Source organism: Runella aurantiaca (genome assembly GCF_003339505.1).
In the GTDB taxonomy this organism is placed as follows: domain Bacteria; phylum Bacteroidota; class Bacteroidia; order Cytophagales; family Spirosomataceae; genus Runella; species Runella aurantiaca.
In genome coordinates, this window is sequence record NZ_QPIW01000011.1 from 15080 (window position 1) to 28366 (window position 13287).

Consider the following 13287-nt stretch of genomic DNA (forward strand, 5'->3'; position numbering starts at 1 on the left):
ATTTTTCGGCTAATTGGCCTACTTTTGAGAGGAGTTTAGATAGTTTTTGCGAATTTTGTAACTTGGTTTTATCTAAATTATCCTTTTTGTAGTCAACAGCCATGCAAAAATTCTTTACCTTATTACTTCAAGCCCTCAAAGGCGAAGAACAGGAATACACATCTGGAAGTATTAATCGCGCTATTTTTCTGTTGTCAGTTCCCATGATTCTCGAAATGGTCATGGAATCTCTGTTTGCGGTAGTAGATGTATTTTTTGTTTCCAAAATCAGCACCGATGCCATCGCAACCGTAGGTCTTACGGAGTCGGTGCTTACGCTCGTGTACTCCGTTGCCATCGGTCTAAGCACCGCAGCCACGGCCATTGTAGCAAGGCGGGTAGGCGAAAAACAGTTTATTGAAGCTGGTCACGCAGCCGCACAGGTCATTCTGGTCTCATTGGGATTGGGAATAGCCATGGGACTTGGCGGTTTTTTGGGTGCTGAGGCCATTTTACGCGCCATGGGAGGCTCTTCAGCATTAATTGCTTCCGGGTCCGACTTTACAAGAATCATTTTTGCGAGCAGCCCAGCCATTATGCTCCTTTATACGTTGAGTGGCGTACTACGTGGCGGCGGAGATGCTGCCGTTGCCATGCGCTCACTCTGGATTGCCAACGGCATCAATATTTTGCTTTGTCCTCTATTCATTTTTGGATGGGGCCCCATTCCTGCGTTTGGCGTGGCAGGCTCAGCAATGGCAACCACCATCGGCCGTACCGTGGGCGTATTGTACCAATTAAATGCGCTGGCCAAAACCACAGGAACCATTCAAGTATTGGCTACCCAATTTAAAGTCAATATTGCCATCATTCGTAATTTAGTGAGCGTAGCCGCTGGCGGAACAGGTCAGTTTTTGATTTCCTCCGCGAGTTGGGTATTCCTGACGCGCATCCTCTCTGATTTTGGCCCAAGCATTGTAGCGGGGTATACCATTGCCATCCGCATCATTGTGTTCACAATTTTACCTTCGTGGGGTATGGCCAATGCCGCCGCCACGCTGGTAGGACAAAACCTCGGAGCCAACAAGCCCGACCGCGCCGAAGCATCGGTTTGGCGGGCAGCTTTTTTGAATTTTCTTTTTCTAGCCGTCATTGCACTCGTCTTTTTCATTTTTTCCCGCCCCATTATTTCGTGGTTCAATGCCGACCCCGTAACTGTCAATACCGGCGTCAATTGCCTTCGAATCGTTTGTTTGGGCTACCTGTTTTTTGCGTATGGGATGGTCATCAGCCAATCCTTCAACGGCGCAGGCGACACCCTGACGCCTACGCTGATGAACCTATTTTGCTTTTGGGCCGTCGAAATTCCGCTAGCATACATCCTCGCAAAACAACTCAAGATGGGCCCCGAAGGCGTTTATACCTCCGTTGCTTTTAGCGAATCACTGCTGGCTGTAGTCGGGATTGTGCTTTTTAAACGCGGAAAATGGAAAAATAAGAAGGTCTAATACTCAAATTCAACTGGTTGACCCGTTTTGAATCCCTGATAATTTACCTAACTTTGCTGCCCTATTTTTAGTCGTCAACTATAAATCAGGGCCTTATCATTATTATTTTTTATTACTTACTGATTTAGCAAAGAAACGACTCAATATCCCTTGTAATGAAAGAGCAAATTGACCGTACTAAACTCCCTCGACACATTGCCATTATCATGGATGGCAACGGACGATGGGCCAAACAACGCGGCGCGATGCGGGTTTTCGGGCACCGCAATGCCATCAAGGCAGTACGCGAAGCAACCGAAGGTTGTGCCGAGCTGGGAGTTGAATACTTGACCTTATATGCCTTCTCGACCGAAAACTGGGGCCGCCCAGAAGCAGAAGTACGGGCGCTCATGGAGCTATTAGTTCATACCATTGCGGACGAATTGCCTACGTTGCAAAAAAACAATGTAAGACTCGACAGCATTGGCGACATCGACAGCCTGCCTAAATCCTGTCAGCGTGAACTTCAGGAAGCCATTGATAAGACAAAACAAAACACGGGTCTTAATTTGATTTTAGCGCTCGGCTACAGCGGAAAATGGGATATTGTTCAGGCTACCCAACAACTTGCCCGCGAAGTAAAGGCAGGAACGCTACGCCCTGAAGACATTACCGAAAACCTACTAAACTCCAGGCTTTCGACCCTCGACCGCCCCGAAGTAGACCTGATGCTTCGTACTGGAGGCGACCATCGAATCAGCAACTTTCTGTTGTGGCAATTGGCCTATGCAGAGCTCTATTTTTATGACGATGTATTTTGGCCTGACTTTCGCCGTAACCACCTGCACGAAGCCATTTTGTCTTTTCAGCAGCGGGAACGTCGATTCGGAAAAACCAGCGAACAGATTCTGAGCGATGCGAAATAAAGCACTACTTTTATCGTTATACCATTTTGGATAAAAATGCTCTTTACGACGGATTTCTACCCTTGTCTTTCTTATTTTATCAAACTCGAAACACGTACAATCAAAGCAATTATAAAGAATTGATACCGAACCGTGAGCGCAAGAATTGTGTACCTACCTATGAAAAATTTTAACCGCCCCGGCCGCTTAGCAACTTTTGTGGTCGTTTTTCTATGCACTGTAGTATCAGCAATGGCCCAACAACTGGGCCTTGGACAACGTACTATAACCGCGCCCGTCGAAGATGCCGTTAGTTATGCCAATCCCAAAGAGCTAGTAATTGCGGACATCGTGGTGACAGGAAATCAATTTTTGGACCCTAACTCCATGATTTCAATGTCGGGGCTAAAAATTGGTGATAAAATCAAAGTTCCGGGCGATGCCATCACTGGCGCCATCAAAAAATTGATGGACCAAAAAATCCTCGAAGATGTAGAGGTACTCTACCGTAAGATTGAAGGTGACCAAATCTGGCTTGAGCTTCATATCAAAGAGCAGTCGCGCTTGTTTAAAGTAACCTACGACGGGATTCGTAAGGGAGAACAAGAATCCCTTAACGACAAAATTAAACTCCCAAAAGGGCGTATTATTTCCAACACGATGATTAAAAACACGCAGTTGGCAGTGAAACGCTTTTTTATGGACAAAGGATTTTTGAACGTAAAAGTACGCATCGCTCAAATTACGGATTCTACCCGGGGCAATGCAACTTTGAAAATTTTTGTTTCTAAAGGCCCCAAAGTCAAAATTCGCCAGATTGTTTTTAACGGACGCACTGAGATTTACGAACAAAAGCTGCGCAACAAAATGAAAGGCACCAAACAAATGCGTTTTGGTCGTTTGTTTACACCTTCTAAATTCATCCCCAAAAAATACGACGAAGACAAGGAGAAACTAATTGAGCTTTACAACAAAAACGGCTTCCGGGATGCCACAATTGTTTCAGATTCAATCATCCAAAATGCCGACGGCAAAACCATTGATTTGGTCATGAATCTTGAGGAGGGGCCTCGTTACTATATCCGTAATGTAACTTGGGAAGGCAATTACCTCCATTCAACCGAGATTTTGAATAAAGTATTCGGGTTGAAAAAAGGAGATATCTACAATCCTGAAGAAATCCAAAAACGCCTTGAAGCCAACCCAGGTCAGGACGTAAGCTCGCTTTACATGGACGACGGCTATTTGTACTACAACTGCCGTCCCGTTGAGAAATCAATCGAAGGTGATTCGATTGACGTCGAAATGCGAATCTTTGAAGGCAAACAAGCCACCATCAACAAGATTATTCTAAACGGAAACACCAAAACCAGCGACCACGTCGTAATGCGCGAGCTGTTTACGTTGCCGGGCCAAAAATTCAGCAAAACAGAAATCATCAACACACAGCGTCAGCTTTCACAATTAGGTTATTTTGATGCGGAAAAAATCGGTATTCAGCCTATCCCCCACCCCGAAGATGGCACCGTAGATATTGAATACACCGTCGAAGAAAAACCAAGTGACCAAATCGAGCTTTCTGGTGGTTGGGGTGGATTTATCGGATTTGTAGGTACGTTGGGATTGGTTTTCAACAACTTTTCCACAAAAAACATCACCAACCTAAAAGCATGGAAGCCCTTGCCTTCGGGCGACGGACAGAAATTGGCGGTACGTTTCCAAGCGAGCGGTCGTCAATACCAAACATATTCTATTAGCTTTACCGAACCTTGGCTAGGCGGTAAAAAACCCGTAACCTTTGGAATAAATCTCAGCCGTACCGTGTATCGTACCGTTGATTATTCTAACTTTTATACCCGCTCGAACAGCAGCGCCCTAAATTTCTTGGGTTCTTACAAAAACACGGGGGTTACGGTTTCTCTAGGAAAGCGTCTTAAAATCCCCGATCGTTATTTTGTGTTGAGTTCGGCATTGTCTTATCAGCGCTACCGAATGGATAGCCTTGACTTGTTCGGAATCGGTTATCCTAACGGGGTTTCAAACAACTTAACGCTTAACCTGACTTTATCGCGCAACACAATCGACAACCCTCAGTTCCCACGTGGAGGGTCTTCGTTCTCTTTGAGCGGAACCTTTACCCCTCCTTATTCGGCCATTACGGGTAAAACCAGCTTTACCAACAGCGAAGACCGCTTCAAATGGGTAGAATACCATAAGTGGATGTTTGACGCTAGTTGGTTCCAGACCGTAGCGGGTAAACTTGTACTCAGTACCCGGGCGCACTTAGGTTTCTTGGGTAGATACAATCAAAACCTCTCCATCAGTCCTTTTGAGCGCTTTGTGCTTGGAGGCTCAGGGTTGGCAGGTTATGGAATGTTTGCGTTGGCACAGGATATTATCGGTTTACGTGGATATGCTGACCGCGCGCTTGTTCCGATTTATAACCGTTTGAGTACAACTGACGCCTCTCAAACGACAGGCGCCACTAATACGGGAGTAGCATCGAGTCTGGGAGGGGTTGCTTATAGTAAATACGTCATGGAACTCCGCTATCCTCTCTCTCTCAACCCTTCGGCCACCATTTTTGGTTTAGTGTTTGCCGAAGCAGGGAACAACTGGGGAACCGATGCACCGCAGAAAAAATACAAAGATTTCAATCCGTTTGACCTTAAACGTTCTGCTGGGGTTGGAGCACGTATCTTTATGCCTGCTTTTGGTCTCATCGGTATCGACTGGGCGTATGGATTTGATCCGCTACCAGGACAAACCAAACGCAGCGGCCCCCAATTCCACTTTACGATTGGACAACAACTTAGATAAGAAGGTATATTTTGGATATAAGACACTGAGTTAATGTCTGATATCCGGTATCCAAAATCCAAAAGATGTATGAAAACCCGCCGGCTTTTACTACTTTTGCAATTTGTTCTAGTAACCTACTCATTATCAGCCCAAAAATTAGGGTATATCGATATGGAGTATGTAACGACAAAAATGCCTGATTATCAAAAAGCACAAGCCGAATTGGATAAATTTTCAGATCGCTGGGCCAAGGAAATTCAGGATAAATATTCCGAAATAGACAAGCTCCAACGCCTCTATCAAGCCGAAGAAGTATTGCTGACCGATGAAATGAAACGCAAACGCCAGCAGGAAATCAACGACAAAGAACGCGAAGCAAGAGAGTATAACAATAAAATTTTCGGCTTTGAAGGTTTGCTGTTTCAAAAGAAGAAGGAACTCATCAAACCCATTACCGACCAAGTATACAAAGCAAGTGAGCGCGTATGTCGGCAACGGAGATTAGATATGCTGCTTGACAAATCAAGTGATTTTGTCATTATCTATTCAAATCCCGTCCATGATTATACTGATTATGTGATGGAAGAACTAGGCTTAGTAACAGACACAAAAAATAATAAAACGAGTACGCCCGGCGTTAATACGCCTGCGGCTAAACCAAATGCAACGGATACCCCAAATAAAACAACCAAACCAAAACAGTAGATAAAAATGAAGAGCAAATTCATCGTGGCCCTGGTAGCCATTGTAGCTTTAATCGGAGTAGAAACGAACGCCCAACAAGCCCCTAAAATCGGTTGGACCAATGTAGACTATATCTTGTCAGTATTACCCGAAAGCAAAAAAATCGAAAACGAACTCCAAATCCAGCAGCAACAAATTCAAAAAGCAATGCAGGACAAGCAGAAGGAGTTTGAAGATAAATATAAAGCCTACGAGCAAAACGCAACTAAGTGGTCGGAAATCATTCGTGCTGATAAAGAAAAGGAGCTTAACCGTCTTCAAACAGATTTTCAGGATTTTCAACGTACTTCACAGGAGTCATTGCAGAAAAAACAACAGCAATTGATTCAGCCTGTATTGATTAAAATCAACACGGCTATCGAAGCAGTAGGTAAAGAAAACAGCTATACCTACATCCTCAACATGGACGGTGGTGCACAAACTACCCCAATCATTTTGTTTGCTGGTTCTGACGATTTGAACGTAAGCAACCTTGTGTTGAAGAAATTAGGCGTTGATCCTGCCGAAATCGAAAAGCAGCAAAAAGCCGCCGCTGAAGCTGCTGTTCAGCAATTAAAGCCAACAACTACTCCACAGCAGCCCGCAGCTAACAAGCCTGCAACATCTGCCCCTGTGAAGAAGAACTAGTTGAATAACGCACATAAAAAGAGGGAGCGCGAACAATGTTTGCGCTCCCTCTTTTTATGATTCCCACAATTGCGGTTTTCCGCGCTTCCCGTCTTAAATCCAATTCTTCCGTTTAAAAAACGTCCAAATTCCTATCATTGACATTGCCATTAATAAAAGAGAAAACCAAAAACCGAATTCATGTTTGGTGGTAGGTAAAATCTCGTAGTTCATGCCAAAAATACCCGCAATGAGCGTGGGTGGCATAAAGATAATGGTGAAGACAGTAAAAATTTTGATGATTTGGTTTTGTTCAAGGTTAATTAAACCCATAAATGTATTCTGCAAATACTCCAATCGTTCAAAGTTGAAAGTACTGTATTCCAAAATAGAAGAAATATCCTTTAGAATGATTCGGAGGTGCTCTTTGTGACCTTCTGGAAAAAACTGACTCCGTAAAATCCCCGATAAAACGCGTTGCTTATCAATGATGGTTTCGCGAAGCAACATTGTATTTTCCTGCATTGTACTGATTTTCAGGAGTATACCTTGTTTCGCTTTTTGCTCGCGGTTCAAGTCTCTACTTATGCTACTGATGTCTCTGGCCAGCCCTTCCAACAAGTCCGCATCACTCTCGATACGTGTTTCTAACAATAACAGCAATATATCTACGCCACTCTGAAAAGTATCCTGACTTACTTTCATTTTGCGCACCGTGTCGGCAAACGTTTTTGAATCTCCGCTTCGGTACGTAAATAGAACTCCATCGCGTACCAAAACCGAAACAGGATAAGTGATATAACCTTCGGTTTCAACTTTTAAAAAATTAAAGTTGGCATTAATGGTGTTGTCCTGTTCAAAATACCGGGCACTACTTTCAATTTCCACAATTTCTTGGGGGGTTTGAAAGCTGATATCGCATTTGGTTTCTACCCACTCTTCTTCTTCCTGAGATGGAGATTGCAAATCTATCCACAAAATAGACTTCAAATGGGCTATTTCCCGAACATCCGTTTCTCGTTTGATTTGCTTGCCTTCGCGGTAATATATTCTAACCATACCTTTATCTACTTCATTTGGGCCAAAGTTAGCCAATTGATTTTAGGATTTTACGCACATTTTGCAGATTTTGTACCTACGTTTTGACGTGCTTAACGGTGAAAATGTTTTATAAAACATTTTTTTTTAAATCGATGCAACATTTGATTTTAACTATTGTCATTACCTCGAAAATACAGCCGATTGGAACCTAAACATTACATAGACAAACACGTCGAACTCGTTGAACGCTGTAAACAAGGAGATAGAAAAGCCCAGTATGAACTGTACAAGCTTTATTCGAAATCCATGTTGAACGTATGCGTACGGGTGGTAAACCATATTGGGGAAGCCGAAGACGTGCTGCAAGAAGCGTTTTTGGATGCTTTTTGCAATTTACATACGTTCAGGGGGCAGTCCACGTTTGGGGCGTGGCTGAAGCAGATTGTGGTCAATAAAGCCATCAATCACCTCCGTCAACGAAAAATGCAACTTGTTGACATCGAAGGCTATGGCTACGGAGATGATGACCACGACATTGCCGACGATGCTCCGACAGACGAAGAAGGTATCCAAATGGACGTTGAACGCGTTCGAAGAGGAATTGCCCAACTCCCCGAAGGATACCGAGTCGTTCTTTCGCTGTATTTGTTTGAAGGATACGACCACGAAGAAATCGGTGAAATCCTCAACATCAGTGAAAGTACCTCCCGCACACAGTACATGCGAGGGAAGAAAAAATTATTGGAACTATTAAGTAACAGAAGTGACAATTGAGCCGCAAGTAGAGAGCATTAATGTACTGTAAGTACTTAATAATCAACACTACGCACCAAAAATACAAATAAAATGAAAGATAAACTGCAACGATTCGTCAGAGACAACCGCGAGGCATTTGATGTGCATGAGCCTTCTGATGACCTTTGGAGTCGGTTGAGTGAACAGTTACCCAAAGCTGAAGAGATTACGCCAACAGGCCAACATATACTCCCTGAAGTACCCTCAAATGAAACTTTGCAAGAGACAGGACTAAACCAGATTGTCCACGAAGATTTTCAGAATGGCGGTAGTTATAATCCGTTTTTCAGGAAAGTCAGCAAAAACCTGAATTGGCGCATTGCGGCCTCCATCGCGCTCGTTGTTGGGCTGGGTTGGGTAGGCTACCGAGTAAATCAAAATTATGGAGTTACTGAAGTACCCGAAGTGGCATTTGCCAATCCTGGTTACGCCAAACAAGTAACTCAATACACCCAATTGATTGATAACAAACGTGCGGAGTTGCGTCAAATGACAGAAAGTGACCCCGCCCTTTATAAAGAATTTGCAGTAGAACTGGACCAGCTTGAGCGCTCATACCAAAACCTGAAAGCCGACCTTCCGAAGAACCCCAACCAGGAAACGGTGATTCAGGCCATGATTCAGAACCTGCAATGGCAGATTGACCTATTGAACCAACAGTTGGATATTCTCCAACGCATCAAAAACAAAAACAACCATGCAAACGATAAACTCATATAAGTCAGGTAGTTATTGGTTAATAATTATCGGCTTATTATGTACCCTCAGCGCCCATGCCAGCGAATACGGCAGCATCGAGAAAAAGAAATCCGTCATTAAAATGTATGACGTTTCGACCAAAGAAACCTTGCTAATTGACAATCAATTCGGACAGGTAAAAGTCAACCTTTGGGACAAAAGTGAAATCCGGGTTGACATCAGCATCACCGCCAATGCCAACAGCGACGACCGCGTTCAACAGTACCTAGATGGTGTCAGTATTGAAGATAAAAAAGAAGGTAATCAAATCAGCATTCGTACCATTATCAACAAAAACGGCAATTCAAACTGGAGCTGGAAAAGTAACAACGGCGAGAAGAACTTTGTACAAATTGATTACACAGTATCCATGCCCAAAAACACGCCATTGACGGTGAAAAACCGCTTTGGAAACACCAATATCCCCTTTTTCAAAGCACCACTCGTGATTGAGTCCAAGTACGGAAGTTTTTTCGCAACTGACTTGTCAGGCAGTAAAAATGACATTGATGTGGCCTACGGTAAAGCCGAAATACAGCACTTACTCAATGGAAACCTTGATATTGCTTACTCAACCCTCGAACTAGACAAAGCTAACAATATTGTGTTGAACAATAAGTTTGGGAAAATGAAAATCGGTGAAGTAGAAACCCTCGACGGCCAAATCAGCTATTCTGGCGGACGTATCGGCAACTTGAAAGGTTCCAGCAAAATCAAACTCAGTTTTTCGGGCGGCTTCAGAATTGACCAATTGAATGAATCAGCCGACAATGTTGACATTCAGGCTAGCTATTCATCCGTGACCATTCCGATGGAGAATAATGACTGCAACTTTGATATTACGGTAAGCTACGGTGGTTTCAAGTATCCTGGCGACCGCAAGGTTTCGTTCACCCACAACGACGACGACCGTAAAGATGATGCAAACCGCCACAGCCCCCGCATGACCAAGCAATACGTGGGTAAATTTGGTAACGGCAGCGGAACCAAAGTAAAAATTGTCTCGAAATATGGTGAAGTGAATTTGAGATAAAATTAAAAACCGCCGTAGGGGCAGGCCTAGCGTCTGCCCCTACGGTGAACCCCGCCCCTACGCAGTTTTTATTCTACAAAATCCAGCTCTTTGCCGTAGGTCTCTTCAATGCGGGTAAGCGAAAAAAGCGCGATTCCATAACAGAGCAAGCCCAATAACGCAGCCCCTCCCAAAGCCCCCAAAGAAGGTTTGAAGGCCTGAAAAGCAAGCGTCATAGGAATCGCCATGCCTCGTACTACGCTTGGCACGGAAGTAGTAGCGGTAGCGCGGAGATTGGTACCGTAAAGTTCGGCCACCATCATCAAATACAGACCGATGTAGCCCGTACATATCCCCGACAAGAAGCAGACCGCATACAACATCGTAGGGGATGAGATACCGCCGTATAAATAAATACCCACACTAAGCGCGCCACAAAACATCAGGTAGCCAATGGCTTTATGTCTCGACTGAAGCCATTGACTGAGCGGACCGCTAAAAAAATCGCCCGCTGTGAGTCCGAAATAAATAAACATCACGCACTTGCCAGGAGAAATGGTCTCTGCTATACCGAGTGCTTTGCCGAACTCATTGCCAAAAGTGCCCAAAATACCCACCACAAACCACGTTGGAATACCAATCATGACGCATTGAAAGTATTTAATAAACCGGGGCCAACTGCTAAAAAGGTAAAAGAAATTCCCTCGACTGACCTTGGATTGCTTCATTTCTTCAAACAACCCCGACTCAAATACCCGAATTCGAAGTAGTAACAACAACAGCCCCATACCACCCCCAACCATATACGCCGTGCGCCACTCAAACCATTCCTGCGTCAAATAAGCCGCTCCCGCCCCCAAGTAGCCCACCGCCGCCACAATCGTAGGGCCTAGACTGCGAATCTCTTTGGGAATAATCTCGGTAACAAGGGTCATTGCCGCCCCTATTTCTCCCGACAGACCTACCCCCGCCACAAACCGCAGCAACGCGTAGGTATTGGGTTCCTGCACAAAACCGCAGGCAATATTGGCCAATGAATACGTAATAATGGAGCCAAATAGTACTGAGAGCCGTCCTTTTTTATCACCCAAAACACCCCACAAAATCCCGCCTACCAGCAATCCCGCCTGTTGAGAATTAAAAATAAAGGTTCCGATTTTAGAGACTTCTGCTTCAGAATATCCCATTGATTGTAGGCTCGGCACCCGTACGATACTGAAAATCAGCAGGTCATACACATCAACAAAGAAGCCCAAGGCCGAAACGATGACAGGTAACGTAAAAAGCGCACGGTAAGAGATTTTGCTCATAAAAATTTCCTTCTCCTGGGCAAGGAGAAGGATTAAGGGTGAGGTTTAAGAGAAATTATTTATTCTTCAATAAAATCAAGGTCTTTGCCGTGCGTTTCAGGAACGGTCAGGGTGGAATAAAAGCCTAAAGCATAGCTGATGATACCCACTAAAGTACCCGCTCCAATCACGCCCAACTGCGGTACGGTAAGCTCGAAAGCCCCGAAAACATCCAAAGTGCCACTTTTGAAGCCCGCAAAAAGCGTGGTCATCAGAATCACCATACCACGAACCATATTGGGAATGGTCGTAGCGGCCGTAGCCCGCAAATTGGTCCCAAACTGCTCGGCCCCAATCGTGACAAACATGGCCCAGTAGCCAATCCCAAAGCCCATTAGGGTACAAAGACTATATAAAGCAAAAGGAGTATTAACGCCTGCGTAGAGATAAATAATGCTGAATATTCCAGAAAAAGCCATCAAAGCCGCCACGGCTTTCTTGCGCGAATGAAAATAATGGCTGAGAAAACCACTGGCCAAGTCGCCGCCCGCCAAACCTACATAACACCACATAATAGATAAACCGGGTTTGATGGGTTCGGCAATACCGAGGGCTTTGCCGAACTCATTGCTGAACGTGGCCAAAATGCCGATGACAAACCATGTAGGTAATCCAATGCCGATACACTTCATGTAGCGCGTGAAGCGTTCCCAATTGGTAAAAAATGACAGAAAATCACCCTTAGCGACGTGCTTTTGCCCAGAGACTTCCGTAAACATCCCTGACTCAATCACCCCGATACGAAGCAACAACAGCCCGAAGCCCAAACCGCCGCCCACAAAATAAGCAATACGCCAATCTCCGAAGATTTCGACGGTAAAATAAGCGACAACGGCACCCAGAAGGCCGATTCCTGCCACCAACGACGTGCCGATGGCCCGCAGCTCTTTGGGCAAAATTTCAGAAACTAGCGTAATTCCCGCTCCTAGTTCACCGGCTAGGCCAATTCCTGCAATAAAGCGTAAATATTTATATAAATCGGGCGCCGACATGAAAGGTGTATCCTGAATAAATCCGCACAATACATTGGCAATAGAATAAGTGATGATAGACCCGAAAAGCACCGAAAGGCGACCGCGTTTATCGCCCAATACTCCCCAAAGAATCCCTCCAAGAAGCAAGCCGCCCATCTGCCAGTTGATGATGGAAGCCCCAATGGCCGACACTTCCTGCTCATTCAATCCTAAATCTCTGAGGCTAGGTACGCGTACAATACCAAACAACAATAAATCATAAATATCAACGAAATAGCCTAGGGCGGCCACAATCACGGGAAGTCCAAAAAGCGAGTTTTGGGTAGAGGGTTTAGACATTGGTTAAGGAGGGTTTTGTATTTTCTGCAATAATACTAAAAAAGCGTCGGCTGGTCTGATACCAACTGACGCTTTTTCTGATTCTTTTGGGAATTGTTAGGTATATTTTCTCCATCCGCCCAAGATAGCTCCCATGGCCGTACCGCTTACTGCACTAAACCCTGCATTGAGGATGGACAATTCGACGGGTTTCATTTCGTAAGCATTGTTGGTGAAGATATTCCCCCCCACAATCAACGCTCCAATCAATGCGCCCGTCATGGCACCCGTTTGAGCAGTGCTGACATTCATGGATTTAAACAAAAGTGCCATGGCATAAGCTCCCAATAAATACGTAATAAAACTAACCGCATACCCTATACTTCCGCCGCCGCCCGCCTGTATTTTATCTTCGGTCAGGCCGGTCAAGGCAAGCCATTGCGGTTGGAAGGTGATGTACCAGATAGCCCCTAAAACAAAGGTGGCGATTGCGGACATAAAGACCGCCATGTAATTGATTCTTAAGGTTTTCATTGA

Annotated in this window: 12 protein-coding genes; 8 read left to right on the forward strand and 4 right to left on the reverse strand. The window is 44.7% G+C overall.

The annotated features are described in order from the left end of the window. Nucleotides 1–101: 101 nt before the first annotated feature. From DVG78_RS14545 to DVG78_RS14565, 5 genes are all read left to right on the forward strand, one after another. Nucleotides 102–1487, forward strand: coding sequence for an MATE family efflux transporter (locus tag DVG78_RS14545; protein WP_114461802.1), 1386 nt, complete (start codon nucleotides 102–104; stop codon nucleotides 1485–1487). Nucleotides 1488–1642: 155 nt separating this feature from the next. Continuing rightward, nucleotides 1643–2392 (forward strand): undecaprenyl pyrophosphate synthase, encoded by a 750-nt coding sequence (gene uppS / locus DVG78_RS14550; RefSeq protein ID WP_114461803.1) that lies wholly within the window; start codon nucleotides 1643–1645, stop codon nucleotides 2390–2392. Between the two features lie 159 nt (nucleotides 2393–2551). Beyond that, the gene (gene bamA, locus DVG78_RS14555; protein ID WP_114461804.1) at nucleotides 2552–5191 is read left to right on the forward strand and encodes an outer membrane protein assembly factor BamA; all 2640 of its coding nucleotides are present in this window, start codon (nucleotides 2552–2554) and stop codon (nucleotides 5189–5191) included. A 69-nt stretch (nucleotides 5192–5260) separates the two neighbouring features. Next, the gene (locus tag DVG78_RS14560; protein WP_114461929.1) at nucleotides 5261–5878 is read left to right on the forward strand and encodes an OmpH/Skp family outer membrane protein; all 618 of its coding nucleotides are present in this window, start codon (nucleotides 5261–5263) and stop codon (nucleotides 5876–5878) included. 6 nt (nucleotides 5879–5884) lie between these two features. Next, the gene (locus tag DVG78_RS14565; protein WP_114461805.1) at nucleotides 5885–6544 is read left to right on the forward strand and encodes an OmpH/Skp family outer membrane protein; all 660 of its coding nucleotides are present in this window, start codon (nucleotides 5885–5887) and stop codon (nucleotides 6542–6544) included. 93 nt (nucleotides 6545–6637) lie between these two features. Here the strand turns inward: DVG78_RS14565 and corA are convergent, their stop codons facing one another. Then, nucleotides 6638–7582, reverse strand: a complete 945-nt coding sequence (corA, locus tag DVG78_RS14570) for a magnesium/cobalt transporter CorA (RefSeq protein WP_114461806.1) — start codon at nucleotides 7580–7582, stop codon at nucleotides 6638–6640. Between the two features lie 183 nt (nucleotides 7583–7765). Between corA and DVG78_RS14575 the strand changes: the two genes are divergently transcribed. From DVG78_RS14575 to DVG78_RS14585, 3 genes are all read left to right on the forward strand, one after another. Continuing rightward, a complete protein-coding gene (locus DVG78_RS14575) occupies nucleotides 7766–8338 on the forward strand; it encodes an RNA polymerase sigma factor (RefSeq protein ID WP_114068732.1) in 573 nt (190 codons plus the stop codon). Nucleotides 8339–8410: 72 nt separating this feature from the next. Next, nucleotides 8411–9079: a hypothetical protein gene (locus DVG78_RS14580; RefSeq protein WP_114461807.1), complete on the forward strand. Its 669-nt coding sequence runs from the start codon at nucleotides 8411–8413 to the stop codon at nucleotides 9077–9079. Further along, nucleotides 9057–10130, forward strand: coding sequence for a hypothetical protein (locus DVG78_RS14585; RefSeq protein ID WP_114461808.1), 1074 nt, complete (start codon nucleotides 9057–9059; stop codon nucleotides 10128–10130). The genes DVG78_RS14580 and DVG78_RS14585 overlap by 23 nt, the downstream gene beginning before the upstream one ends. Nucleotides 10131–10198: 68 nt before the next feature. Here the strand turns inward: DVG78_RS14585 and DVG78_RS14590 are convergent, their stop codons facing one another. The 3 genes from DVG78_RS14590 to DVG78_RS14600 form a co-directional block, all read right to left on the reverse strand. Beyond that, the gene (locus DVG78_RS14590) at nucleotides 10199–11419 is read right to left on the reverse strand and encodes an MFS transporter (protein WP_114461809.1); all 1221 of its coding nucleotides are present in this window, start codon (nucleotides 11417–11419) and stop codon (nucleotides 10199–10201) included. Between the two features lie 59 nt (nucleotides 11420–11478). Further along, nucleotides 11479–12771 (reverse strand): MFS transporter, encoded by a 1293-nt coding sequence (locus DVG78_RS14595; RefSeq protein ID WP_114461810.1) that lies wholly within the window; start codon nucleotides 12769–12771, stop codon nucleotides 11479–11481. 96 nt (nucleotides 12772–12867) lie between these two features. Next, entirely contained in the window at nucleotides 12868–13284 is a 417-nt protein-coding gene (locus DVG78_RS14600) for a DUF1761 domain-containing protein (protein WP_158550034.1), read from the reverse strand. Between the last annotated feature and the right edge of the window lie 3 nt (nucleotides 13285–13287).